At 58.8% G+C, this 26,185-nt stretch carries 23 protein-coding genes and 1 pseudogene; 15 read left to right on the forward strand and 9 right to left on the reverse strand.

The genetic code is table 11. From position 1 onward, the window contains the following. Positions 1 to 276: 276 nt before the first annotated feature. The 3 genes from mgtA to BN77_RS11830 form a co-directional block, all read right to left on the reverse strand. Entirely contained in the window at positions 277 to 2,901 is a 2,625-nt protein-coding gene (gene mgtA, locus BN77_RS11820) for a magnesium-translocating P-type ATPase (RefSeq protein WP_007532010.1), read from the reverse strand. 64 nt (positions 2,902 to 2,965) lie between these two features. Then, positions 2,966 to 3,355 carry a DUF5335 family protein gene (locus BN77_RS11825; protein WP_244426175.1) on the reverse strand — a complete coding sequence of 130 codons (390 nt, stop codon included), beginning with the start codon at positions 3,353 to 3,355 and terminating at the stop codon, positions 2,966 to 2,968. Position 3,356: 1 nt separating this feature from the next. Further along, positions 3,357 to 3,722, reverse strand: coding sequence for an SPW repeat domain-containing protein (locus BN77_RS11830; RefSeq protein ID WP_007532014.1), 366 nt, complete (start codon positions 3,720 to 3,722; stop codon positions 3,357 to 3,359). A gap of 1,202 nt (positions 3,723 to 4,924) precedes the next feature. Here BN77_RS11830 and BN77_RS11840 point away from each other — a divergent pair. Together BN77_RS11840 and groL are read left to right on the forward strand one after the other, a co-directional pair. After that, the gene (locus BN77_RS11840; RefSeq protein ID WP_007532018.1) at positions 4,925 to 5,251 is read left to right on the forward strand and encodes a c-type cytochrome; all 327 of its coding nucleotides are present in this window, start codon (positions 4,925 to 4,927) and stop codon (positions 5,249 to 5,251) included. A 197-nt stretch (positions 5,252 to 5,448) separates the two neighbouring features. Beyond that, positions 5,449 to 7,068: a chaperonin GroEL gene (gene groL / locus BN77_RS11845; RefSeq protein WP_007532020.1), complete on the forward strand. Its 1,620-nt coding sequence runs from the start codon at positions 5,449 to 5,451 to the stop codon at positions 7,066 to 7,068. A gap of 286 nt (positions 7,069 to 7,354) precedes the next feature. On the opposite strand, the gene BN77_RS11850 is transcribed toward groL, so the two are convergent. Both BN77_RS11850 and BN77_RS11855 read right to left on the reverse strand, forming a co-directional pair. Next, on the reverse strand, positions 7,355 to 7,870 hold the full coding sequence (locus BN77_RS11850; RefSeq protein WP_007532022.1) for an Hsp20/alpha crystallin family protein: 516 nt from the start codon (positions 7,868 to 7,870) through the stop codon (positions 7,355 to 7,357). 355 nt (positions 7,871 to 8,225) lie between these two features. Further along, entirely contained in the window at positions 8,226 to 8,873 is a 648-nt protein-coding gene (locus BN77_RS11855; RefSeq protein ID WP_007532024.1) for a BON domain-containing protein, read from the reverse strand. 219 nt (positions 8,874 to 9,092) lie between these two features. Here BN77_RS11855 and BN77_RS11860 point away from each other — a divergent pair, with 219 nt between their 5' ends. The 3 genes and pseudogenes from BN77_RS11860 (at position 9,093) to BN77_RS11865 (ending at position 10,452) form a co-directional block, all read left to right on the forward strand. After that, on the forward strand, positions 9,093 to 9,743 hold the full coding sequence (locus tag BN77_RS11860) for a BON domain-containing protein (protein WP_007532026.1): 651 nt from the start codon (positions 9,093 to 9,095) through the stop codon (positions 9,741 to 9,743). A 67-nt stretch (positions 9,744 to 9,810) separates the two neighbouring features. Beyond that, a complete protein-coding gene (locus BN77_RS33465) occupies positions 9,811 to 9,981 on the forward strand; it encodes a hypothetical protein (RefSeq protein WP_157224448.1) in 171 nt (56 codons plus the stop codon). 12 nt (positions 9,982 to 9,993) lie between these two features. Further along, a pseudogene (locus BN77_RS11865) lies at positions 9,994 to 10,452 on the forward strand (pyridoxamine 5'-phosphate oxidase family protein). Positions 10,453 to 10,668: 216 nt separating this feature from the next. On the opposite strand, the gene BN77_RS11870 reads toward BN77_RS11865, so the two are convergent. Next, a complete protein-coding gene (locus BN77_RS11870) occupies positions 10,669 to 10,905 on the reverse strand; it encodes a hypothetical protein (protein ID WP_007532029.1) in 237 nt (78 codons plus the stop codon). 839 nt (positions 10,906 to 11,744) lie between these two features. Here BN77_RS11870 and BN77_RS11880 point away from each other — a divergent pair. From BN77_RS11880 to BN77_RS11920, 9 genes are all read left to right on the forward strand, one after another. Continuing rightward, the gene (locus tag BN77_RS11880; protein WP_007532033.1) at positions 11,745 to 12,575 is read left to right on the forward strand and encodes a universal stress protein; all 831 of its coding nucleotides are present in this window, start codon (positions 11,745 to 11,747) and stop codon (positions 12,573 to 12,575) included. A gap of 232 nt (positions 12,576 to 12,807) precedes the next feature. Then, positions 12,808 to 13,128 carry an ATPase inhibitor subunit zeta gene (locus BN77_RS11885; protein WP_007532035.1) on the forward strand — a complete coding sequence of 107 codons (321 nt, stop codon included), beginning with the start codon at positions 12,808 to 12,810 and terminating at the stop codon, positions 13,126 to 13,128. Positions 13,129 to 13,387: 259 nt separating this feature from the next. Next, a complete protein-coding gene (locus BN77_RS11890; protein ID WP_007532037.1) occupies positions 13,388 to 14,122 on the forward strand; it encodes a Crp/Fnr family transcriptional regulator in 735 nt (244 codons plus the stop codon). A 14-nt stretch (positions 14,123 to 14,136) separates the two neighbouring features. After that, positions 14,137 to 16,044 carry a hybrid sensor histidine kinase/response regulator gene (locus BN77_RS11895; protein WP_007532039.1) on the forward strand — a complete coding sequence of 636 codons (1,908 nt, stop codon included), beginning with the start codon at positions 14,137 to 14,139 and terminating at the stop codon, positions 16,042 to 16,044. A 366-nt stretch (positions 16,045 to 16,410) separates the two neighbouring features. Continuing rightward, positions 16,411 to 18,843 (forward strand): arylsulfatase, encoded by a 2,433-nt coding sequence (locus BN77_RS11900; protein ID WP_007532041.1) that lies wholly within the window; start codon positions 16,411 to 16,413, stop codon positions 18,841 to 18,843. A 21-nt stretch (positions 18,844 to 18,864) separates the two neighbouring features. Further along, positions 18,865 to 19,194, forward strand: coding sequence for a DUF1214 domain-containing protein (locus BN77_RS11905; RefSeq protein WP_007532044.1), 330 nt, complete (start codon positions 18,865 to 18,867; stop codon positions 19,192 to 19,194). Next, complete coding sequence (locus tag BN77_RS11910; protein ID WP_051177123.1) at positions 19,191 to 19,622, forward strand: hypothetical protein; 432 nt, start codon at positions 19,191 to 19,193, stop codon at positions 19,620 to 19,622. Before BN77_RS11905 ends, BN77_RS11910 begins: the two co-directional genes overlap by 4 nt. A gap of 16 nt (positions 19,623 to 19,638) precedes the next feature. Next, positions 19,639 to 20,220 (forward strand): hypothetical protein, encoded by a 582-nt coding sequence (locus tag BN77_RS11915; RefSeq protein WP_157224449.1) that lies wholly within the window; start codon positions 19,639 to 19,641, stop codon positions 20,218 to 20,220. Between the two features lie 92 nt (positions 20,221 to 20,312). After that, positions 20,313 to 22,853 carry an arylsulfatase gene (locus BN77_RS11920; protein ID WP_007532050.1) on the forward strand — a complete coding sequence of 847 codons (2,541 nt, stop codon included), beginning with the start codon at positions 20,313 to 20,315 and terminating at the stop codon, positions 22,851 to 22,853. 405 nt (positions 22,854 to 23,258) lie between these two features. Here BN77_RS11920 and BN77_RS11925 read toward each other — a convergent pair whose 3' ends face one another. After that, positions 23,259 to 24,656 (reverse strand): trypsin-like peptidase domain-containing protein, encoded by a 1,398-nt coding sequence (locus BN77_RS11925; RefSeq protein ID WP_007532052.1) that lies wholly within the window; start codon positions 24,654 to 24,656, stop codon positions 23,259 to 23,261. Between the two features lie 246 nt (positions 24,657 to 24,902). Between BN77_RS11925 and BN77_RS11930 the strand changes: the two genes are divergently transcribed. After that, positions 24,903 to 25,652 (forward strand): response regulator, encoded by a 750-nt coding sequence (locus BN77_RS11930; protein WP_007532054.1) that lies wholly within the window; start codon positions 24,903 to 24,905, stop codon positions 25,650 to 25,652. Here BN77_RS11930 and BN77_RS11935 read toward each other — a convergent pair. Continuing rightward, on the reverse strand, positions 25,606 to 25,917 hold the full coding sequence (locus BN77_RS11935; protein WP_007532056.1) for a hypothetical protein: 312 nt from the start codon (positions 25,915 to 25,917) through the stop codon (positions 25,606 to 25,608). The genes BN77_RS11930 and BN77_RS11935 overlap by 47 nt on opposite strands. Next, positions 25,914 to 26,051 (reverse strand): hypothetical protein, encoded by a 138-nt coding sequence (locus BN77_RS31395; RefSeq protein WP_007532057.1) that lies wholly within the window; start codon positions 26,049 to 26,051, stop codon positions 25,914 to 25,916. Before BN77_RS31395 ends, BN77_RS11935 begins: the two co-directional genes overlap by 4 nt. Positions 26,052 to 26,185: the final 134 nt, after the last annotated feature.

The raw sequence follows: 26,185 nt of genomic DNA on the forward strand, positions 1-26,185 counted from the left end.
GGCGAACAAGAGAACCGATAGCAGCACCAACAGCGCCTGATGGCCCCGTCCCATCATCGAGATGAAACCGGAAAGCCTCCGCGGCATGGCGTTTTCCTTGCGAAATCGCATATCCGCCTCCGTGTCTTCCCGTGCGGCTGCCTCGTGTCGTCTGCCCCCAAATCTCATGGCGCACCTGTCCTCCCGAAAGGACATTCAGCCAGATCCTGGCCTTCGCTTCATTGACCCACCGCAATTTCGCTGCTGCTCGGTAGGTCACGCATTGAGCCGCCATTCCTACAAGCCCCACCTTCGGAAAAACCAGACCTTCGCCAGATGTGCGAGGATTGCATAGAGAAAGAGGATTGCCGCCAATATCGGCCAGTACAGGAGGGGCAGGGACACGAAGCCCAGTGTCGATCCGGCGCCAGTAAGCGGCAGGAAAATGCCGGCGCCCGCGATGAGGAGGCTGGTTGTTGCTAGGGCCGGACTGGCGGAGCTTTCAATGAAGGGAATGCGGGCAGTCCGTATGACGTGTATGATCAATGTTTGCGTCAGTAGCGACTCCACGAACCATCCCGTCTGAAACAGGGCGGGGTTCGTCCCCGCCTTGAACACGAACAGCATCATGGCGAACGTCAGATAGTCGAAGATCGAACTGACCGGCCCAAGGACAAGCATGAACCTGAAGATACCAGCTATGTCCCACCGCCGCGGCGATGCGACGTATTCCTCGTCGACCGTATCGGTCGGAATGGCCGTTTGCGAGAGGTCGTAAAGCAGGTTGTTGGTGAGAACCTGGATCGCTGTCAGCGGCATGAACGGCAGGAGGATGCTCGCGCCAAGGACGCTGAACATGTTTCCGAAATTCGAGCTCGCGCCCATTCTGATATACTTGGTGATGTTTGCGAACACCTTGCGCCCCTCGATGACACCCTCTCGCAGCACCAGCAGGTTCTTTTCCAACAGGATGATGTCGGCCGACTCCCGAGCTATATCCACGGCGCTGTCGACCGAGACGCCGACATCCGCGCTCTTGAGTGCCGGGCCGTCGTTGATACCGTCGCCAAGGAATCCGACCACGTGCCCGCTCTCCCGCAGAAGTCGGACGATGCGCTGCTTCTGGCCTGGAGTGAGTTTCGCGAAAACTGTCGCAGACGCCGCCGTCCTCGTAAGCTCGGCGTCCGCCATTGCATCGAGCTGCGGGCCGAGAAGGATGTCCTGGGCCTGGATTCCGACGTCCCCGCAGATCTTCCGCGTGATGATCTCGTTGTCTCCCGTAAGTATCTTCACGCGGACGCCACTGGCTTCCAGCGCGGCGATGGCCTCCGAGGCGCTCTCCTTTGGCGGGTCGAGGAACGAGATATAGCCGAGCAGAATGAGGTCGCTTTCGTCTTCGACGCCATAGTCCGGCTTCGTCCCGGTCATCTCCTTGTATGCGACGGCGACGACCCGGAAGCCGCTCTTGTTCAGCAGTACGGTCTCCTCCTTGGCCGTCTGCAGGTGTCCTGCATCCAGGGTTCCGATGGCTCCAGCATCTTCGTATCGCGTGGAGACCGCGAACATCTCCTCGACGGCCCCTTTGCAGATAAGAATGTGCTTGTCGCCTTCGTCGGAGACGATCACCGACAGCCGACGACGAGAAAAGTCGAATGGGATCTCGCCGATCTTTTGGAAATGCTCGTCGACTCCAAGAGCCTCGTGGATGTCGCCGTGCTCCAGAACGGCGACATCAAGGAGGTTCTTCAGTCCTGATTGAAAGTAGCTGTTGAGGTAGGCGTAGTGCAGCACGCGCGGCGAATCCGCGCCATGGATGTCGACGTGCTGCTTCAGGATGATCTTGTCCCGCGTCAGCGTCCCGGTCTTGTCGGTGCAAAGCACGTCCATCGCGCCAAGGTTCTGGATCGCGTCCAGACGCTTGACGATCACCTTGGACTTGGCCATCGCCAGCGCGCCCTTCGCTAGGGTGACGGTCACCGCCATCGGGAGCATCTCGGGTGTCAGCCCGACGGCGATAGCCACGGCAAACAGCAGAGCCTGGAGCCAGTCACCCTTGGTGATCCCGTTGATGAGGAATACCGAGGGGCCGAGAACGAGGGTCACGCCGATCATCAGCCAGGTAAATCGCCTGATCCCGCGATCGAATGCCGTCTCCTCCTGTTGCCCCACGACCTTTTCGGCCAGCGCTCCGAAGAAGGTGTTTGCCCCTGTTCGGATCACTAAGCCCTGACCAAACCCGCTGACGACGTTCGAACCCATGAAACAGAGATTGCTCCGATCCAAATGTCCCTCGATGAAATTGCTAAGGGGAGTTGCTTGCTTTTCGACGGGCATTGCCTCGCCGGAAAGCGCCGACTGGTTCACGTAGAGATCGGTGGTCTCGAGGAGGCGGAGATCGGCCGGTATGAGATCGCCCGCCGACAGTATCACCACGTCCCCAGGAACGAGGTTTTCGACGGCGATATCCTCAGTTTGGGGATGCGGCTCGCCAGGACGGCAAACGCTCGCAGTCGTCCTTACCATCGCACGGAGCTTGGCGGCCGCCTTGCTGGAACGATGCTCCTGGACGAATGCCATGCCCACGGAAAGGACGACGATCGCAGATATGATGATCGCAGCCCGGCTATCTCCGAGGGCGTACGACACGAGCGCGAGTGTCAGCAGTAGTGCGTTTAGAGGGCTCTTGGCACGCGACCAGATCTCGCCGAGCAGTGGCACGCGCTGCTCGCGACCAACTACGTTTGGGCCGTATCGCCCTCGCCGAAGTCGAGCTTCAGCAGAAGAGATGCCAGAATGGCTTGAACGAAGCAGCTCGCAGACCTTGCCCTGCGAGCACTCGCTCACCGTCCCGAGGTCTTCGAGAGGAGATGTGGGTGAATGGATGGCCTCGGCAATCCGCGTTCCAGCTCTCACGTTCATCATGCCGCTCGAACTCCGATTTGTTGCGCGAGACCGATAGCGGAGGGCCGCTCAAGCGATGCCGCAACTAGGAAAACGTCATGAGTTGGTGTCTGTCCCCGGCGTCGATGACTTCGATGGCGAAGATTCTTCCATCGTCATCCTGTATCGAGATCTTCTGGGGGCGATCTACGACGTGCGTCATGCCCTTGACCGATATTTCAAGAGCGTCTTCCTTCGGTTCATAGGTGGCACCAAGTAGGGATGCCGATCTCACCAGGACCTGGTCGCCAATCGTTGCGCCGAGGACTTCGATCTTGATTTCTCTTCCTTCCACTTCATTGTGAAGGCGCGAGAAATAAGCGGTCCATTCGGATTTCGGGAGCACCGTAACACCCATTAGTTCATCTCCTTCTGTTGCGTATCCTGCCGCCGAGAGCAGGGCTTCTGTCGTGCGCGATGTGTGAAGGCTCATCATCTTACTCCTTCTTCGGGCGACGCCCCCGCGCTGAGAAAGCGGAAACGCCTGAAAGAACTGCCATGACGCCCCCCACGACAACTGCGGCCCAGGTTGCTGCGGTTGGCTCGGTGGACGGCTTGGCGACCCACGGCAGGGCCATGAACCAGATGCCGAGCGCAAACTCGACGATGGCTTCCCATTTGCCGGGAAGCACAATGCCTGCGACTGCGACCAGCCCGGTTGCCAGGCCGGTCAGAAGAAAGGCCCACGCCGTCGTATCGCCCTCCATCGGATCCCCGAAGGTGGTCGGGAGCAACCACGGCAGCGCGAACACGAATGTTCCCAGAGTGACCATTATCGGATCCTGCCAGCCTGGTTCGTTCATGGAATCCTCCCACGGCCGCGTTCGTGATGGTGTGAGGATAGAACTCCTGGTGCAGAGTACATTGCGCTCGATCAAAATGACGGATTAGCGACCGAAGCGACGTCCAGGACATAGGCCACGCCTTGCTCGAGCGTGCGCGTGTCACAGTAGTCGAGCGGAAGCAGACAACCGACGATTGAATTGGCCGATCGTTTGACACCGAGCTCGGAATTGAAGCCTCGGAAATACCTCAAGAGATATAGACTTGAGAAATCACCGCGGTGCGGAGACCGTCGAACAAGTGTCGCCTCAAACAAAAAAGGCCCCGCGACCGGCAGGGCAGAGGAGGTCGGACTTAGGTTGGGGGGCGGTTGCGCGCTTTGTATTTTTGTCAGCAGGTTTGGCAGCAGCTGTATGTCGAGCAAACTTCGATATCGGATCTTGGGGAATCCAAGAAATGGTGCAGCATAGAGCAGCAAACGCGTTCGGGTCCTTCTATGTTCCCTTTGAAGCGTGCCCCTGGTAACCCTTGCGTTGTTATGGTCGCGGAATTCCAAGCAGTGCAGCTCATCTTCCCGACCACGTGCTGAAAATTCACTTGCTTAATTCTTCTCGTCGCTCCTTTAACGATCGTCGGTCCCGCCGCCGAGGTCCAGCAAGCGCTAGATTTAGCCGTGACTGAGAAGATTGACGCGGCAACGCTCGACATCAGGCTGAGGTGGGAGTGAATCCTATCCAATTGCGAACTTTTTGATGAAAGCAGGTATTCCCTTTGTGTTCGCTTCAGGCGAAACACGCGATAGGATACCCTCGAGGTTTTCTGGCCACAAACTCAGCCAAGCCAATACAGGCCCACCTTCTTCTCGATGCTCTCTACGGGATTGGTTGAGGTCTGAGCACGAAGGCGCGCAGTCCGGCGGGTCCCGGCAAAACAGAGCGACCTGATGAAGCCGACCGCTGGCCCGTATCGCGCCCGCTAACTCCCATGACTCGTGGACATAGTAACTCAGCCTCGGGCGTTGCCACGGTTCCGACAGTCAGATTGATGAAGATCAAAGAACAAGGGCGTGCCTCCTGTACTGTGATCGTCAGGGGACGGCACGATGTTTTCGAAGTTTTGTTTCCGAGGGACTGCTCCAAAATCGCTGATATGGCCGCAGATAGACATTTGCCTGAGACCCGATCGTGTCCGTGGGCCGCCGAGTGAAGTGGGAGGGACTGTAATGCCAACAAAACTAATGCTTCAGGCGTGGGCTATTCTCGGCACTCTCCTTGTCATGTTCGTCGGCGAGAGCACCGCGGCAGATCCACGCAACGGTGAACGCATTGCCGAACGTTGGTGTTCTGGATGTCACATCGTGACCTCGGGACAGCAGCAGGGTTCCGACCAAATTCCAACCTTTGCCCAAATCGGGCGCTCGGGCCGGTTCGACGAGCAGTCACTTGGGGTCTTTCTAAGGGCCCCGCATCATTCCCGGATGCCGAATCTTTCCCTCACACGGTCCGAGGTCGCGGATCTCGTTGCGTGGATCGAGAGCCACTCTCGGTGAAACCGCTACGATGTATTTTCAATGGATGCCCTAATACGCACTCGCTTTGGAGGCCTTGCAAATACCTCGCCTCGGGCACCGCGGTGTGCACCTGCAACAGGGAAGGACGGCATTTGACGTGGATCAATTTCACGAGAGGAATTTCGAGTCATTACTAGATTTGAGGTGTCAGCCGACCACAATCGAGGAGACATTCCATGCCGCACAAACAAGTTCTCTTCCATTCGGAAGCCCGAGGGAAAGTACTGCAAGGCGCAGGCAGACTGGCTGACGCAGTTCGAATTACGCTCGGTCCTCGCTCGAAGTCCGTGCTTATCGAAAAGAAGTGGGGCGCTCCGATTGTATGCAACGATGGCGTCACCATCGCTAAAGAATTTGACCTCAAGGATCCGGAGGAGAACCTGGGCGCTCGAATGCTTCGTGCGGCGGCGGAGAAGACCGGCGAAGTCGTGGGTGACGGGACCAGCACGGCTACCGTTCTCGCTCATGCCATCCTGGCCGATGGACATCGAAACGTTGTGGCCGGCGCAAGTGCGATCGATCTAAAGCGGGGGCTTGACCGGGGTGCGACGCGGGCGGTGCAGGGTTTGCGGGGCCTTTCTCGTCCCGTAACGACAGACAAGGAGAAGCAGCAAGTCGCGGCAATCTCAGCTCACAACGACGAGAGCATCGGGGCGCTCGTTGCCGAAGCGATGGCGAAGGTCGGGCAAGAAGGCGTGATAACCGTCGAGGTGTCAAAGACGATGGAAACCCGGCTCGACGTCGTGGAGGGAATGCAGTTCGACCGAGGCTATGTGTCTCCCTATTTCGCGACGGATCCAGAAAAGATGGAAAGCGTCCTCGAGGACGCGAAGGTTCTCCTATTCGACAAGAAGATCGCGGCATTAGGCGACCTCGTCAGCCTGCTCGAACAGGTCGCGCACTCCGGCAAGCCGCTTCTCGTTATAGCCGAGGACGTTGAAAGCGAGGCACTGGCAACGCTGATCGTCAACCAGATCAGAGGCACGCTTCGCAACTGTGCCGTCAAGGCGCCCGGATTCGGCGATCGCCGCAAAGCCATTCTGCAGGATCTCGCGATACTCACCGGTGGGCAAGTCATCTCGGAGGATCTCGGGTTAAAGCTCGACAAGGTAACCCTGGAACAGCTTGGGACAGCCGCCCGCGTGGTCATCGACAAGGAGAAGACGACGATCATCGGTGGCGGAGGTGCGAAGCTAGCCATCAGCGGCCGTGCCGATCAGATCCGCCGTGAGATCGCCGAAACTACCAGCGACTACGACAAGGAGAAGCTTCAGGAACGCCTCGCCAAGCTTTCGGGCGGCGTTGCCGTCATTCGAGTCGGCGCTCCGGCGGAGGCTGAGGCCATGGCCAGGAAGGATGCGCTCGACGACGCCGTCAGTGCAACCAAGGCGGCGATGGAAGAGGGGATACTTCCCGGCGGGGGCCTCGCCTTGCTCCGGTGCATAGCAGCCGTGGCTTCGGAGGAGGAGCTCTGCGTAGGAGATGAGAGGACAGGTGTTCAGATTCTGAAGCGGGCGCTCGAGATTCCAGCCCGCCAGATTGCCGAAAACTCTTCGGTGGACGGCGGTGTCGTCGTCGCAAGAATGCTTTCGGGAGAAGGAAATATGGGATTCGATGCCTCCTGTAACCGCTATGTAGACCTCTTGCAGGCCGGCATCATCGACCCCACCAAAGTTGTGCGCGTCGCACTCGAAAATGCGGTTTCGGTTGCAAGCATCCTCCTCCTGACGGAGGCGACGATGACAGAGATACCGGAGCCCGCCCATCCGACGACCCCTTCGCCGATGGAGCTCTAGGGTTCAATCGCTGCGGACGTTGGATCCAATGGTCGTGTAAACGCGTTCTCGTCGCCGAGCGTCGGCCTCTGGCCGCAACCGCTAGAGACGATTTGCCCAAGGGCAGTTCAAGACGCTCGAGGCACGACGTCTCCAATACCATACTGACCAGGAGCAGCCCGACCTGTCGTAATACTATCTAGCGAAAGCCCCGCGTTCGAAGCGGGGCTAGTTGGGCTGAGCGCGCATCACCGAAACGCCTATTGAACGCCGTATCAAGCATCGACCGTGGGACTCGTCCCTTAGGTCAGCCCGCGGAAATTTCGATCTTTCGATCGCGTTTTTTGGAATCCGGTGTCTTTGGCAGCGTGACCTTCAGAACACCTTTTGCGAAAGACGCGTTCACTTTTTCCGTATCGACGTATTCCGGAAGTTGGAAGGATCGCTGGAAGGAGCCGTAACGACGTTCCGAAACGTGATAAGACTTGTCCTTCTCTTCCTTTTCTTCAGACTTCTCGCCGCGGATCGTGAGCAGTCGGTTCGCAAGTTTCACTTCAATATCTTTCTCGTCGAGGCCTGGAACCTCGGCGGTGATCTCAAACGCGTCATCCTTCTCGACCACGTCCACGGCGGGGGATACCATCCAGCCGCCAGCGCCCGCCGGAGTGCGTCCTAAAACGGATAGGGGATGCCGGGAAGACGGGCCGAAGTCATCAAAAAGGCGATCGATTTCCGTCCGTAATGTATCGAATGGCGACCAAAATCCTCCCGTTGCGGGTGGAATGGCCTTCTGCTCTTTTTTGACGGGTAATGTGTCGCGCATAGTTCATCTCCTGTACCAAGCGGATCCGCATGCCGGATCCCTGAAATGCTCGCTCCACACTGAGCAAAGATATCAAAGCACGGCTCTGCACATCCTACTTTGATCCCCGTCAAAGTATTCCGCGGCCGGTAGGCGATTATCGGCCCGTGTCTTCTGACTGGATGTTTGACTTGGAAGCGCGGCTGCGGGTCGGTGGCAGGCGGTGTTGTTCGCAACGGCGATGCTGACTGGGAGTTTGGGATACCAGCTCGCTTTGACTAGGCAAAGAAGGGCAGCCTCTCCATCTGCATGAGATCCCTGGGCAGGATTCAAGACGCGAACTCTCAACCTTTGACGCCTCGAATCCTTTCAAGCTTCAGCCGATACGCAGGTGATCTTCGACGGACTTTACGCCTGCAGCCGACCAGGCGGCGTGTTCGGCGGCCTGCCGCTCGGACCAGCGCTTTACGGTTCCATCAAGCGTGACCTTGCCGTCAAGCACGTTCACTTGGATGGCTTGAGCCTCAAGTTCTGCGTCGCGCCGGAACGCTTCTTCGATCCGCTGCTTGACGTCGCTCGAGGTTGGGCGAGGGGTAACCGCGATCAGGTTTGAGATACTCACAACGCCTGCCAGATCACGAATTGCACTCGCAGCTGCGTTTTTCTGATACTGCCATTCAACCTTGCCTTCGAGGGTGACCCAGCCGTTTTGAACCCTGACAGTGACTGCATCTCTTGGCACGGTGGTACGCCATGCCAGCGTGCTGATCGAGCGCTTGGCGATTTCGTCGTCTGCGGTTACATGAGTGCCATAGGGGCGCACCTCTATTTCCTGGGCTATGGCATGCACGCCCTTCACGCGTCGCGCCGCACGTTCGGCGGCGTCCTTTTCCGCGTAGGTCGCAACGTGGCCGGTCAACGTGATGACGCCGCCTTCGGCGGTTACGCCGATATGGGCCGCATCGATGCTAGGCTCGAATTCCAACTCGTCCAGTACATTCTGCCTCAATGTAACGTCTGTCATGGGACAGCCTCCTTCCCTGGCTAGATGAGGATCGATTTTAGCGACGAACGGAAACGAGAACTTTGACATGGCTCAAAATGGCGTGTCGGCCCCTGCGCCGCCGCTATCGCTGGCGCACAATTTCATCTGGTTTGATCAAGCGCAATGTAGCCCCGGCAAAAGAGACGATCATGAAGGCGAGGTCTTCCCTCAGGGAAAGTTGTTCGATGGAGAAATGTCATGAACGATCTCGCACTACGCCAAAACATTATCGACGAACTCGGGCTCGAACCGAGCGTCGATGCGGCTAATATCGGTGTCGCGGTGGAAGAGGGCGTCGTCACTCTGTCAGGTCATGTTGGCAGCTACGCTGAAAAGATCGCTGCGGAAATGGCGGTGAAACGGGTCAAGGGCGTGCGTGCGATCGCCGAGACCCTCGAGGTCCGGTACGCGGGCCACAAGCACCATGCGGACGACGAGATCGCGGCACGGGCTTTGGACATTATTGAATGGGACGCGCTTCTGCCTGACGGCGCGATCGACGTCAGGGTTCAAAAAGGCTGGGTGACACTCTCGGGAGAAGTGCCGTGGCATTTCCAGCGCGTGGCTGCCGAGAAGGCGGTCATGAAGCTTGGCGGTGTCGTGGGCGTCACCAACGTCTTGTCGATCAAGCCTGCGTCTTCCATTCCCGATGTCAAAAAGCGCATTGAAGGCGCTCTGAAACGCAATGCCGAGGTGGAGGCGGACCGAATCCAGGTCGACGTTTCCGGTGGCAACGTCACGCTGAAGGGTGGGGTAACCGGTTGGCGGGAACGCAGCGCTGCGGAGCGGGCGGCGTGGTCTATTCCTGGAGTCGTCAGCGTCACCAACGATCTCGCGGTCAGAGGCTGATCCGGGACATCTCGAAAAGAAATGGCAAGGCTGATCGCAGCCTTGCTGATCAAGTAGGATTGCCAATATGCACGCTCAAGACGGTTACAAATGGCTGCGCTGGTTCGTCCTTGACCATGCCTTGCTGCTGGTTCTCATAGTGATGATCGCGACGGTGTTCAGCGTGCTTTTGTACCGTGCAGACAGTGTCATCCGGTCGGACCTTCGTTTGCAACGATCGATCGAGGATCGACTTTGAGGCGCGGTTGGAATGTCAACGGCATTGAGAAACATGACGCATGAGGAATGCCTAGAAATGCTGAAAGGAGGGCACTTTGGCCATCTGGCCTGCAGCAAAGACGGACAACCCTACGTCGTCCCCATCTTCTTCGCGTTCTAGTCAAGAGTAGCCTACAGCTACTCCATGCCCGGACGAAAAGTCGAGTGGATGCGACAGAATCCGAAGGTATGCCTTCAAATCTAGGAATGGCCATCGAAGGAGAGTTGGAGAAGCGTGGTGCTCAGTGGCAAGTTCCAGGAGTTTCCTGACGACGATGCCTGGCACGAGGAACGTCTTCACGCGTGGTCTTTGCTTCAGAAACACATCAACTGGTGGGAGATCGGCTCGCTGAAGCCTGACGATGTCCCACCAGCGCATGCCTCTCCCCATCTCTTCTACGGCATCTATATGGATCAGGTCTCCCGCCGAGCCGCGGTGCAGATTGCGTAAACGCGCCGGCAGCTGTGTCCTTGATCTCCCATGAAGGCCTCGCAGGGGAGTTCGCAGCCTCGGTTTCCGTCGAATTCCGGCCGCCCAACAGTTGTCGGTAATGGAGTCACCAGACTGGTGGCCGGCATCGGCAATGGCCGCTAGGCCGATCTTGGGTGGTTTGAATAGCCACGTTTCGCGTTGGCTTGGGGGATCTTCGCCTGAAGTTCAAAAACCTTAGTGAACCGTGTCGGAATGCAGTTTCCCCGAAGCGCGTTCTGGCGGAAGTCTCGCGATAAGTATCCGCGAAATATCATCTACGCTGCTGATGCCGTGTTGGTAGATCTGGATCGCCAGCGCGCCGACACGCGAAGAAACCGCCTCATCTAACGGCACACTGTAGTGGCGATACCAATTCTGAACCGCGGTAGAAAGCTTGTCCAAGTCGGATCGGGTTAGAAACAGCTGGTTCATCTGCCGCTCTCCGGATGTTGGAAGTATTGTCAATACTTACTCATCTCCGCTGAGAAGACCTTGATTGATGTCAAAGACATCGTGTTCAAGTGCACAGCGCGAAGGGCAAATGCCGCAAATCGTTACGCCGCATGCATTCCGATGCGTGTGCGAAAGAGCCCGCAAGGATAAAACCAGCCATTCTTTGGAAGGAGGCTCCTTGCGCCCAAAGCAAATGACAACGGACATCAGAGCCGTGATCTGCGAGCATCATTGCTCAGCATCACGCTGGGCAAAAATGAGATGTCAGAACCCGTTTCCCTTGGTCGGCGGAATAAACAGATTCAGATATCCAAGTTTGGGCTTGGGTGGTTTCTGTTCAGATTGGGCACCGACTGCGCGGCTTTGGCTGCGCGTCTTTGCCATGACGGTATGATTAGTAAGAACCGCTGCCGCGATCGCAAGGCATATCACAAAAATCTTTAGCATCGCCGGCTCCTTCCCTTCGCCGACCATTTTTCATCCACGGAGAACTTTGTTCATTGAGCTTGGTCAAATGGCGCGCGTCTGTTCGGGTGAACATTCTCCCTAAGTAGGCGGACTCGAACCAGGCGACTTGCCGCGCCACCCGTAGCAGACCGTTGCCCAGAGCGAGGCGAGCCCTGCGTCTTTCGACAATTAGCTTTGCCGTCAGGAGGTCCGCCCGTCCCATCCGGCATCGATCGGATTGAACCTCGAGTGTCATTTTAGCAGAAGTTCATGCAGCCTGATGAGCAATGAGCTGCCGGACTTTGACGCACATCAAGGAAACCCTTTCGGTAAGGGATAGGCTTATCTCATGTGACAGGGAGGTTCGTGCCATGAGCATCAAGACCGTCATGTGTGTCTTCAGCGTCAACCGCTGGGACCAAGATCTCAAGTCCGCCATCGAGTTCTGCGAAGCGCACGGAGCGCACATGTCCGCGATGGTGATCTGTATGTGTTCCGTTCCGCCAGTCTCGGTCTACCCGGTGACGGTAACCTGGCTCGACGAGCAGCAGAGGCAGATCGATCGTCTTGCCGAAGAAGCAGACGCGGTTCAGAAGGTACTGGAAAGGACAGAACTCTCCTTCGATCTCCAGGAGGTCTACACGGAATTTGCGTGGGCCGACGATGACATCGCACAGCATGCCTTTTACGCCGACCTCGTGCTGGTCGGAGCCCAAGCTGCGGGCGATGAGGACCTCCAGCGAAGGATCATCGACGGGGCCTTGTTTCAGTCTCCGACGCCAATCCTCGTCAACCCCCGCATGCAACCGGTCGCGCCATTTCCGAAGTCAATACTTCTCGCTTGGGATTCCAGCGACGAGGCGGCGCGCGCCACCCGCCAATCCCTGGAGTTTCTCAAAGGCTGCGATTCCGTGCATGTGACGCTCGTAGATCCTGTTGCCAGGAGCTACGAGAACGGCGAAGAGCCAGGGGCGGATATTGCCATGTTTCTCACCAGGCATGGCGTGAAAGTGGCGATCGACCAGGTTGCAAGCGGCGGGCGGCCTGTGGACGAGGCCCTGCGGCAACATGCTACGGACGTCGCTGCCGACATGGTGGTAATGGGCGCCTACAATCACCCGCGGCTCCAGGAGCGCCTTTTCGGCGGCGTCACGCGCTTCATGCTGAAAAATACCAACGTCCCGCTGTTCCTATCACATTGACGACTCATCTGGACGCGAATTCTCTCGCGATCATTGAGAACGACAGTGAACGATGTGCCACTCACCCCGGTTCGTCTCAAGGACAGCGGCATCCGCTATGGCAACGTTGAGCCGCATCCTGCCGGGCAAGCTTGTGTTGACGGTTTGAGAGACCGGTCGGAGGGGGATATCTTCTGTCGGTCCGTCTCGGTTTTCGATAGGATGCCAATCAGGCCGCAAGGGAGGGGTGTCGATGGCTAGCCTGCGCACAGACGTAATGCGAATGGCACGGCGCAATAAGCTGGTCGGCATGTGGGCCGCGGAAAAACTGGCCCTCGTCGGCGATAGTGCCAAAGCCTACTCCGATGACCTTGCGAAGGCCGCATTCGACGTCGAACGCAACAATGTACTTGAGACGATTCGGCGAGACTTCGAAGTGGCAGGAGTCGTTCAATCCGACGAGGAAATTCTGGCGATCATAAACCTATCTTGGCTGGAAGCTGGAAAGAAAACAAATCAGTCAGATGCCAGCGATGGAGCGCTGCTGCACATCGCGCGCCACCTCATGAGATGACCGTTGACGGCGGCCCGACGGCGACAGAACAAAGTCTATCAAACACTGCGTTTGAAAGCTCGATTGAGCATGCGGAATCTTACGCGTTTCCATCAGCGATCTCCAACGGGCGGCGGCTTGAGGGCCCTTCGGACATCGGCCGTTGCCGCGGGGTTTTGTCACAAACAGTCACAAGCTTAGACCAATCGACACGGACGTGGCATCGGCATGTAACGGAGCGAGCGTCTACTGCGATCTTCACGGTTGCAGGGAGCAGATCATGTTCGCAAACAGTCTCAATGTCCGACCCCTGTTTGAAGAAACCAGCCCGGCGCGCGAGCAATGCAGTCTCGGCGCGCTCTTCGACCGTAGCCAATTAGAGCATGCGACGGCGGGCCAGATCGTCTTTTTCGAAGGCGATCGCGCGCTCCATGTTTTTGCGATCCGCGAGGGTAATCTTCGAATCTGTCGGCAGCTCCACGATGGGCGCCGCGTTATTACGGGTTTCCTTACCAAGAGCGACATTGTCGGGGTCTCGTTCAAGAATCGCTACCTCTACAGTGCCGAGGCATTGGACGATGTCGTGTTCCAGCGGCAGACCAAGATGGCATTCGAGAAGCAGCTTCTCGCCCGCCCCGATCTTCGACCAGTGCTGCTCTCCCAGCTTTGCGACGAGGTGGCGGCAGCGCAAGATCAGATGGTGCTGTTGTCCTGCAAGAGCGCTGAAGAGCGGCTTTGCAGCTTTCTCTTGGGCCGGTTGCGGAAAAGCATGGCTCACGGATGTCAGACAAATGTGATCAATCTGCCCATGACCAGGCTCGATATCGCCGACTATCTCGGCCTCACAATAGAGACAGTCTCGCGCACCGTTACGAAGCTGGCAGGTCAGGGCATTTTATCGGCGGGCCGTAGGCATGAAATTCTGGTGCTGAAGAAGTCGGGGCTTGTAGAACGGGCCGGAGAAGACTTAGCTGCTGATGATGGTCTCGATACGCCAGGGTACTATCACCACTAGAAGGCAGGGCCGCGATGCCAGACGATGCCATAGTCCCATCAGCTCCGGCGGAGGACCTCGACGTCATCGCGCGCGTTTTCGACGATACGAATGTCATCATTCACGGCGTGGACGGCGTCATAAGCCACTGGACATCGGGGTGCGAGCGCCTCTACGGATGGACACGCAACGAAGCCGTGGGGAAGGTGGTTCACACGCTACTCCGGACGAAATTCCCCAGGCCGATCGAGGATATCCGAAGGGACGTGTATGCCGGCCTCACGTGGGAAAGCGACATAGTCCATCATCATAAGGACGGGCATCCGATGACGATCGCAACGCGCTGGATCGTCTTCGATGCCCGATCTCCGACGCCAGCGGTCATACAAACGAACACGGATGTTTCGGAGACCAGGAAGATCCAGGACGACCTTGCAGAACGCGAGGCGCATCTGAGATCAATCCTCGCCACCGTGCCGGATTCGATGGTTGTCATCGACGAGTCAGGCTCGGTCACCTCCTTCAGCAGCGCGGCGGAAAAGCTCTTCGGCTATTCCTCCCGCGAGGTCATCGGCCGCAACGTCCGCATGCTCATGCCGTCGCCTTATCGCGAGGAACACGACAGATACATCACAGACTACCTTCGCACCGGCAGGGCGAAAATCATAGGCCTTGGGCGGGTCGTAAAGGGACGAAAAAAGGACGGATCGATCTTCCCAATGGAGTTGTCGGTGGGCGAAGCAGTGGCGAACGAAAGACGGATATTCACAGGCTTCATTCGCGACCTGACAAGCAGGCAACGGATCGAGGAAGAGTTGCGGCAGTCCCAAAAGATGGAAGCTGTCGGGCAGTTGACCGGAGGGCTGGCACACGACTTCAACAACCTGCTGACAGTCGTCAGCGGCAATCTCGAAATGCTGGCGCCGCTGCTTGCCGAAGATGAACAGCGCGAGCTGCTCCGGGAGGCCCAGGAGGCGGCGGACGATGGTGCAAAACTGACGGCACAACTTCTCGCCTTTGGGAGGCGCCAGCCTCTCAAGCCCGAGAGCGTCGATGTAGGATCTCTCGTTTCCGGCTTCTCAGAGCTTCTGCGACGGACGTTAGGGGAAACGATCGAACTTCGCACAAGCATCAAGGGAAACAGCCACACCGCCTTGGTCGACAAGTCACAGCTTCAGAACGCCTTGCTCAACCTGACATTGAACGCTCGGGACGCGATGCCGACCGGCGGGAGCCTGACGCTCGAGATCTCACGAGAGCGGCTCGATTCCGATTACGCACAGATGTTTCCCGAGCTAAGACCCGGCGACTATATCCTGATCACCGTGACAGACACGGGAAAGGGGATGTCAGAAGAGGTGAGGGCCCGCGCGTTTGAACCGTTCTTCACCACCAAGGGTGTCGGCGTCGGGACCGGTCTTGGCCTCAGCATGGTCTACGGCTTCGTCAAGCAATTGGGGGGGCACGTTCAGATCTCTAGCGAACTCGACAAGGGAACGACGATCCGGATCTACCTTCCTGGGGTTGGTTTTGCCAGCGTTCAAAATTCTCGAAAGACATCAAGTGCTGAGGAGGCTCCGGGTGGAACCGAGCGGATTCTTGTCGTTGAAGATGACGAGCGCGTAAGGCGGGTCGTCGTCGCAAGGCTCACCAAAGCGGGCTATTCGGTTCTGGAGTCCCAAGACGCCGCGAACGCCCTCGAGCTGCTCTCGACCAGCGAGCCGATCGATCTGCTGTTTACTGATATCATCATGCCAGGCGGTATGACCGGTGACGAGCTGGCAAACAAGGCGGTGCTCCTCAGGCCTGGCCTTAAAGTGCTGTTCACATCCGGCTATGCAGAGCCAGGTATCGCCAGCAAGTCGTTACCAACGGCCGGTTGGTTGAAGAAACCGTACACGGCGCAGGAACTCTCGATCCGGCTGCGCCAGCTTCTCGACTAATGCTTCACGGCATGGACCTCATCCGGCGATCTGGATGCTGTTTGACTCAGCGCGCAATTAGCTTTCGATTACCGGGACGGCGCCGATCTTGGAGCGAGTTGCGCCTATATCTCTTGAGGGCCCAGCAGGGCAAAAGAAATGTAGGCGCGATTTCTTCTGGGGGATCGTAGAGGTATTAGAGTGCCGGCAACAACGCCGAACGCCTCGCAGCCCAATAACCATCGGCGCGGTTGTTCCCAACGAAAGCCTGTTCCCCCAGGCAACACTCAATTCTCGACCTGAGAAAGCCCGCGTGGTAGTTTAGAAACTTCTAATTGTGCCGGTTGTGTGTGAAATCCGGTTGCGACGCTTGAGGGGGCTGCCGAGATGAAGATCGTTCGCAGTTTTCTTGCATGTGCGGGTTTTGTTGCTCTTGGCTGCACACCGGGACTGGCTCAGCAAATCACCGGAACTCCGGGATCGCCCGGAGCCACCACCACGATCACCGGAGAACAACTTCCACCGCCAGATCCGAAATTCGGTGGCGTGATCAACGAGAAGGCGTCGGATTCGACGCCATGGTGGGCTCCGCGCATCGTGCCGCCGAAAGGCGCCCCCAACGTGCTCCTGATTATGACCGATGACCAGGGTTTCGGGGCGCCCAGCACCTTTGGCGGCGTCATTCCGACACCTGCGATGGACCGCATCGCGAAAGAGGGGCTGCGCTTCACCAATTTCCACTCCACGTCGCTCTGTTCGCCAACGCGGGCTGCGCTGATAACCGGGCGCAACCATCATTCGGTCGGCTACGGCGTGGTGGGTGAAATCGCGACCGGCTATCCAGGGTACGATTCGATCATCCCCATCGAAAAGGGCACGATCGGAACCATCCTCAAGGAAAACGGCTACGCCACCTCGTGGTTCGGCAAAGACCACAACACGCCGTCCTATCAGTCGAGCCAAGCCGGACCGTTCAATCAATGGCCGAACGGCATGGGCTTCGATTACTTCTACGGCTTTGTCGGCGGCGACGCGAGCCAGTGGCAGCCGAATTTGTTCCGCAACACGACAGCCATTTACCCGTTCGAAGGAAATCCCGGCTGGAACATGGAGACGGCAATGGCCGACGAGGCCATAGGGTACATCAAACAGCTCAAGGAGGTTGCTCCTGGCAAGCCTTGGCTCGTCTATTACGTGCCCGGCGCCACCCATGCGCCACACCACCCGACGCCGAAATGGATCAAGAAGATCGGCGACATGCACCTGTTCGACGACGGCTGGAACAAGGTGCGGGAGACGATCTTCGCCAACCAGAAGCGGCTCGGTATCATGCCGCAGGACGCCAAGCTGACGCCCTGGCCGGACGGCCTGCCGCAATGGGATTCCTTAAGCTTCGAGGAGAAGAAGCTGTTCATCCGGCAGGCGGATATCTACGGCGCCTATCTTGCTTATGCCGACAACGAGATCGGCCGCGTCATTCAGGCGGTCGACGACCTCGGTGAACTCGACAACACGCTGATCATCTACATCGGCGGCGACAATGGCGCGAGCGCAGAAGGGATGGTCAACGGCACGCCAAACGAGTTCACGACCTTCAATGGCGTTTCCGTGCCGGTCAAGGATCAGTTCCTCTGGTATCCATTCTGGGGGTCGGAGCGGACCTTTCCTCACTATGCGGCCGGCTGGGCCTGGGCAATGGACACGCCGTTCAAGTGGGTCAAGCAAGTGCCATCCCACTTCGGCGGGACCGCGCAGGGCATGGTGATGGCGTGGCCCGGTCATATCACCGACGTGGGCGGCGTGCGCCCACAGTTCCACCACGTCATCGACATCGTGCCGACCATCCTCGAAGCAGCCGGCATTCCGGCACCGGAAATGATCAACGGCATCAAGCAGAGCCCGATCGAAGGCGTGAGCATGATGTACACATGGGACAAGGCGCATGCCAACGCCCCGACGACGCACGCGACCCAGTACTTCGAGATGCTCGGCAACCGGGCCATCTATCACGACGGTTGGGTAGCGGCGACGACGCCGGCCACGCTGCCGTGGGAACTGAGCACCAAGACGCCGCCGGATGTGATCACCGGCTACAACTGGGAACTCTACAACGTCTCTGACGATCCCACCCAGTTCAATGACCTGGCGGCCAAGATGCCAGACAAGCTCAAGGAGATGCAGGACCTCTTCTATCTGGAGGCGAAGAAGTACAACGTGCTGCCGCTCGACAACTCGACGCTCGCGCGCTGGAACACCCCGCGCCCGAGTCTCACTGCCGGACGCACGGAATTCGCCTATTCTGGTGAGTTGAGTGGCGTGCCGGCGAGTGCGGCGCCCGACATCATGAACAAGTCCTACACGATCACCGCCGATGTCGACATTCCCGAGGGTGGCGCGGAAGGCATGATCGTCACGCAGGGCGGGCGCTTCGGTGGCTACGGCCTGTTCCTCAGCAAGGGCGACTTTGGAGTAGGGCGAGGCAAAGTGGTGTTCCTCTACAACCTCCTCGACCTGAAGCGGACCATGTGGGAAGGGCCTGAACTGGAAGCAGGCAAACATCGGATCACCTTCGACTACAAGGCGGACAGCACCAATCTGGGAACGGGCGGCAAGGGCATCCTCTCCGTCGATGGAAAACAAGTGGACACGAACTCCCTGGAGCACGGCATTCCGGTGACGTTCCCCGAGGACGAGACCTTCGACGTCGGCCAGGACACTCGCACCGGCGTGGCGCTCCTCGAGTACCGCTATGATACGCCATTCAAGTTCACCGGGAAGATCGACAAGCTGACCTTCGATCTGGGGTCCACGCACCAGTGAGAGCATTTTGAGGAGGCAGAGATGAGCAGCCACGATCTTGCAACGATGCCGTTACTGCGCCGGCGCGATCTGGGCAACGCGACCTGGTCCGTCTGGCTTTACCAGGGGCCGAACTATGTCCCGAACCAGCTCAACCGCTATGACATCGCACCCTGGATGGCGCTGAGCTACGGCACCCAGGGCTCGCTCGATATCTATATCCAGAGAGAATCGCCGGGGAAGGACAAGGAAGCCAATTGGCTGCCGGCTCCGCCAACCGGTGAATTCAACGTCATCATCCGGAACTACTGGCCCAAGGAGGAGGTACTCAACGGTTCTTGCGCGAGCCCGCCGATCAGGCGAGTGCCATGATCATACTTGGACCGAATGCGAGGAGCCTCATGATGGTACGCCTGTTGCTGCGTGTGACCGCAATCGGCGAGGGTGCGATGGGATTGGCATTCCTGCTCGTCCCGAACCTCCCGGCGCTGATTCTGTTCGGCCAGCGTCTCGACAGCGCGCTTCCAGAGAACATCGGACGCTTCGTGGGCGCAGCGCTCGTCGCCTTGGGTGTCGCCTGCTGGCGGGCGGCGGAGGATGTGGAGAGCCGCGCTACGTCGGGCCTCATCCTCGCAGTGCTGATCTACGATGTGATCGCCGCGATCCTGCTCGCCTATGCGTACTTGGGCCCTGGTTTGGCCGGCATGGGGCTGTGGGTGGGGCTTATCTCCCACCTGGTGCTGGCAATCTGGTGTGTCGCAAGCCTCCGCTACGGCCGTCTTGCAACAACTGGGAAATAACGAAGGAGCCGCAGTCATGCAGAACAATAGGTTTAGCGAGCGCACGAATTTCCTGCGCCGTGGCGTGCTCTCAGCGGGGGCGGTCGCCGTCGTCGCAGGTCTGGCATCTCAACCGGGTTTGCCCGGAACCGCCCACGCTGAAGGCAAGAAACCCAAACCCATGCTGATGTTCGTGCAGCTCTCGGAGGGCTTCAAGCACGACGAGGCGGCAAAGACCATCCGGCTCGTGAACGTGGACCCCAACACGCTCTACTTCGCCGACCGGCCGGAACGGATCGCCGGTCATATCAAAATGGACCTCTACCTGAAGGAATGGACCTCGAAGGCGGGCAAGGACAACTTCAAGAACGACCCGCCCAATGCCACGCTGTCGGTCTACGAGCCCGGTCAGGACAACACCACGGCTGCGGTCATCGAGATCACCGACCCTAAGGTCGAAGGTCACGACCTCGTCTACGGCTATCGACTGATCGAGGGGAAGCTGCCCACGCTAGGTGAGCAAACCGCACTGTTCATCGACTGGATAGGGGTCGGCGGCGGCGTTGGATTCGGCTACCACGGCGTAGGTGTTGGGTTCCGCGGACCGGGGTTGCGTTAAGTCGGGAAAAACAACGAATCGAGCGTACTGGAAGCGGAATGAGCCGCTTGGAATGAAAGGACTTCGATCACCACCCGGTTGGAGGGAACGTCATGAAACTGACGAGACTGATGTCATTAGCTTCTGCCGTGGCAGCATTGGCCCTTGCCGCAGGAGCGGCATGCGCACAACAGGTCACAGGAACGCTCGGTTCGCCAGGCGCCACGACAACCATCGATGGCAGGCAGTTGCCGGCGCCGGACCCGAGTTTCGGCGGGACCATCACCAACGATGCTCTGAGTTCGAAGCCTTGGTGGGCACCCCGTATCGTGCCGCCGAAAGGCGCTCCGAACATCCTGCTGGTCATCACGGATGATGCAGGCTTCGGCGTGCCGAGCACCTTCGGTGGGGTCATTCCGACACCCACGATGGATCGCATCGCGGCGAACGGCCTTCGTTATAACAATGTCCACTCGACCGCCCTGTGTTCGCCGACCCGCGCGGCCCTCATCACAGGACGTAACCATCATTCGGTCGGGTTTGGCGTCATCTCCGAACAGTCCACCGGTTTTCCGGGCTATAACAGCATCATCACCAGGGACAAGGCGACGATCGGGCGGATTCTGCTCGAAAACGGCTACTCGACTTCCTGGTTTGGCAAGGATCACAACACCCCGTCATTCGCCGCAAGCCAGGCGGGACCGTTCGACCAGTGGCCGACCGGCATGGGCTTCGAATATTTCTACGGCTTCGTCGGGGGCGACGCAAACCAGTGGCAGCCGAACCTCTTCCGAAACACCACCCAGATCTATCCCTTCGAAGGCAAGCCCGGCTGGAACCTGGTTACCGGCATGGCCGACGACGCCATCGACTACCTGACCCGGCTGAACCAGACGGTGCCGGACAAGCCGTTCTTTGTCATGTACGCGCCAGGCGCCACCCATGCGCCGCATCACCCGACCAAGGAATGGGTCGACAAGATCAGCGACATGCATCTGTTCGACCAGGGCTGGAACAAGCTGCGCGAGCAGATCTTCGCCAACCAGAAGAAGCTCGGCGTGATCCCTCAGGACACCCAGCTTGAGCCCTGGCCAACGGAGGTCATCAAGAACTGGGACGACCTGAAGGCCGACGAGAAGAAGCTGTTCATCCGGCAGGCGGACATCTACGCCGCCTATGCTGCCTATAGCGACCATGAGATCGGCCGCGTCGTCCAGGCGATCGACGACATGGGCAAGCTCGACAACACGCTCGTGATCTATATCAACGGCGACAACGGCACGAGCGCGGAGGGCGGTCCGCTCGGCACCCCGAACGAGGTCGCCTTCTTCAATGGCGTCAACATGATGCCTGTCGACGTGCAGATGAAATGGTATGACACCTGGGGCACCGAGCAGACCTACAATCACATGTCGGCTGGCTGGTCCTGGGCATTCGACACGCCGTTCACCTGGTTCAAGCAGAATGCATCCAGGCTGGGCGGCATCGGCCAGAACATGGCCGTATCGTGGCCGGCGCGCATCACCGACAAGGGTGGCTTGCGCGAGCAATTCATGCACGTGATCGACGTCGTTCCGACGCTGCTTGAGGTGACGGGCATTCCGGCACCCGACATGGTGGACGGCATCAAACAGGCGCCGATCGAGGGAACGAGCTTCGCCTATACCTTCGACAAGGAGAATGCCAAGGCGCCGACGCGCCATAAGACGCAGTATTTCGAAATGTTCGGTCAATGGGCGCTCTACAACGACGGTTGGCTGCTCAGCACCAAGGTCAACCGCGCTCCCTGGGAGGCCTTCGGCGCCGCCAACCCGGACCCGCTGAACAACCAGGTTCTCCAGCTCTATGACCTCAGCAAGGATTTCAGCCAGTCGCAGGACATCGCCGCGCAGAACGCCGACAAGGTCAAGGAGATGAAGGATCTCTTCCTCGCCGAGGCGAAGAAGTACCAGGTCTTCCCGATGGACGCCTCGGTTGCCGCCCGCATCGTCGCGCCACGCCCGAACATCACGGCCGGTCGCACCGAGTTCACCTACACCCATCCGATGACCGGGCTGCCGCAGGGCGACTCGCCCTTCCTGCTCAACAGTTCCTATTCGATCGCCGCCGACATCAACGTGCCTGAGGGGGGCGCCGAAGGTATGATCCTGACGTCCGGGGGCCGCTTCGCCGGCTACGGCTTCTACCTCCTCAAGGGCAAGCCGGTGTTCCTCTGGAACCTGGTCGATCTCAAGCGGGTGAAATGGCAAGGGTCGGATGCACTCACTCCCGGCAAGCACCTGGTCGAATTCGACTTCCAGTATGACGGTCTCGGTGTCGGAACGCTCGCCTTCAACAACATGAGTGGCGTCGGTGGATCGGGGACCGGCACGCTCAAGGTCGACGGCAAGGTTGTGGACACCCAGAAGATGGAACGCACCCTTCCGATGATCCTGCAGTGGGACGAGGCCTTCGACGTCGGCTCCGACACGCTGACCGGTGTCAACGACGCCGACTACACGCCGCCGTTCGCTCTTACGGCCAAGCTCAACAAGCTGACGATCAAGGTGGACCGCCCGACGTTGAGCGAGGACGACATCAAGAAGCTCGAGGATACGCAGGCGGTGGCGGTGGACGGCAGCGCGATCCACCACATGCAGCCTGCGCCACAATGACGTGTTGAACGCGCCGGTGCTGCGGGGTACCTTGCCTGTAACTCGCCCGCAGCGTCCGGTGTTTGACGAAGTGATCCAGACGGAGTTTGATCGGCGCCTTGCGAGGGCGTCGAGCTGATGTTCGGCGATGACGGGTATCTGACCGACTTGCTCGTCACCTCGTCGGTCATTCTACGTGGACGTCGCCGGCATGCCACAGCCTCGTATTCGCTGAGCCTTCCGGCCCCGTAACGTGAGGGACCTTGCGCTACGGCTTCTATCGGTGCCCGCTCGGCGACCGGATTCGAACGCCACGCTCCACGAGATGGGTTCCCGTGGCGGAATCCCTGTCCGCCTTTCATCGTGTTCGGCGAAGGCTTTGCGGACCACGCGCGATTGCTTTGTCGACGGATCCAGTCGATCGATCTACCGCTTAACGACGAGGAAGCTTCGGTGACCGTCCCTGAAGACGCCGAGAAGGAGAAGGTCCGTCGAAGCCTTCGATAGCTCGGCCACCATCTGCGGCGTCGTTGCGTTCGTCTGATTGACGCTGGTGATGACATCGCCGGGCCGCAAGCCAGCTGCCGCGGCAAGGCTATTGTCTGAAATCGAGGATATAACCGCACCTTGAACCTTTCCGAACGCGTCGGATGCGGCATCGAGGGTTTGGAGCGTGACCAGATCGAGCAACCCCTTTCCATCGACGTAGTCGACAGTTTCGACCGGCGGCTCCGTCGCGGCGGCCGCCGCGAGGGTCGCGACAACCTCGACACTGCCGCTGCGTCGCAGAAGTGTCAGCTTGACCGGCGTTTCTGGCGGGAGGGCGGATATGCGTGCCCGTAGTTGCGTCGAGCCCGAGACCGGAACTCCGTCGACTGCGGCGATGACGTCACCAATGATGATGCCGGCCTTGGCGCCGGGGGATTGCGGCCGCACCTCGTTGACCAGGGCTCCAGTCGAAGCGCTCACTCCAAGGGCCTTGGCAAAATCTGTACCGCTATCCTGAACCTGCACGCCAAGCTGGCCGCGGCGGATTTCCCCATGCGCGACGAGCTGCCGCATGATCGCACTGGCCGTATTGATCGGGACGGCAAATCCAATCCCTATATTTGCTCCCGATGGCCCAAGGATCGCAGTGTTGATGCCGACCACCTTGCCCTCGAGGTCGACGAGGGCGCCTCCGGAATTCCCAGGGTTCAGGGATGCGTCGGTCTGGATGAAGCCCTCTTCGGAATCCAACCCCAGCCCGGACCTATCGAGCGCACTGACGATGCCGAACGTCGCTGACTTCCCCAGGCCGTATGGAGTGCCGATGGCGACAACGTAATCGCCGACGTTCAACGAACCGGAATCTCCCAGCATTGCCTGGCTCAATCCGCTCGCCCTGATCCTGATGACTGCCAGATCGGTCTGGGCGTCGGCGCCAACTGCGGCCGCGTCGAAACTTTCGCCACTGGCGATCGTCACCTTGATGGACGTTGCGCCCTCGATCACATGGTTGTTTGTGAGGATGTAGCCGTTGCGTGCATCGGTTATGACCCCAGTTCCTGTCGTCTCGGAGATCTGACCTACAGCAGTTTCGCTCGGGGACGATTTGTTTAGCGCGCCCGGCGTCAGGTAGAGGGTGTCATCCTGATCCTCGCTTGACTTTCCGCGCACGGATATGCTGACGACCGTTGGAATGACACGGCTGAGCATCGGCGCGAGGGACGGGGTTACCGATTGACCTGCATCGGCGGTCTCGAGGGACGTAATAGTGAGCCCCAGTGCGCCAATGGCAAATGTCAGGCTCCTCAAGGTGCAAAGGAAGTAGCCGCCAGCCATGCCTCGTCTCCCATATCATCAACGTGTGTGGACCAGAGTGAGGGGAAAGAGTGTAAGCGCATTGATTAAGCGCAAAATAGCGGGCGATTTTGCCCGACTTGCGGCTCAGTGAGAGGCGGGATGTCGCCGTCGATCCGTTCAATGCAAGCGACCAAAGACCCGATTGACCAATATGATCTCTGACGTAATCTACGCCCGATCCGGCATTTTTCGGGCTCGTTCAACTGCACTGATCCGGAAGCGACTATGGGCATGGGGTCTCCAGCAGAAACGCAAATCCTTGTTGTCGACGACGATCCGCACATCCGGAAGCTGCTTCAGCGATACTTCGAGCATGAGGGCTACAAAGTTGCCTGCGCGGCGACCGGCAGGGAGATGCGATCGGCGCTGAGCGCGAGACCATTCGACATCGTGCTTCTTGACCTCGTCCTTCCTGATCAGGACGGGATAGATCTGGCCCGAGAGATACGAAGCGTCTCGAACGTACCGATCATGATGCTCACGGGACGCGAGGACGTCGTCGACCGCGTGGTCGGCCTGGAAGTCGGAGCTGACGACTATGTCGTGAAGCCCTTCAATCTTCGCGAGGTTCACGCGAGACTCAAATCGATCCTGCGCCGCTATCAGACAGACAGCAAGCCGGTCCCGAACTTGGATGGTGTGTTGGCTTTCGAAGGCTGGCGCCTCGACAGTGAGAAGCGAAAGCTTCTTAACCCCGAGAATGTCGAAGTGGAGCTCTCCACCGGGGAGTTCGAGATGCTGGACGTCTTTGTCCGAAATGCAGGGCGGGTTCTGAGCAGAGACGTATTGATGGATCTCACGCGACACCGCGAGCGGGATCCTTTCGATCGCTCGATAGACACGCAGATTTCGCGGTTGAGACGGAAAATCGAAATCGATCCGGCACGACCGAAGCTTATAAAGTCCGTTCGCTCGGCGGGCTATGTCTTCACCGCCAAGCCGGCCCGATCGGCTTTGGATGCACGCGATAAATGACGCCATGATCCCAACGGCGAAAAAGATCGGGATCCTCCAGTTCCTGCAGGCTGCCGGGTAGGTTGGTCCAGACGCGCATGAACTGGCACGCAGTCGCCTGAGCCTCCAGCGATGAGAACAGGCTCTGGGCGATCTGATGGTGGTCGGCAGCGCTAAGAGCGATGAAGATCGGCACATCCATGAGCAAGCCCGCCTCTGGATGCCTCAGAAGCCTGAAGACCGCCAAGCCTCTTACGCGCCCGGTAAGGTCGCTGGCGCTGATCAACGCCAGTTCCGACTGTCATCGAAGACAGCCGCCCAGTCCTTTTCGTCGAACGTCGGCGCGACGCTGCACACAAGGGCGAAGGCAGCGAGTTCGTCGTCTCGCCGCAATTCGCCGACGACGTAGTCGTATTGCATGGCGTCCTCCCAAGTGCTGGGCAATTGAATGCTATTTGTCCCCCGGATGACAACCTTGTTCATTGTCATAGATCAATGACAATGACTTGCCTCATGCGACGCTTTCGCTGCCAGCGCTTCATGGAAGGAGGAAC

Source organism: Rhizobium mesoamericanum STM3625, from assembly GCF_000312665.1.
In the GTDB taxonomy this organism is placed as follows: Bacteria; Pseudomonadota; Alphaproteobacteria; order Rhizobiales; family Rhizobiaceae; genus Rhizobium; species Rhizobium mesoamericanum.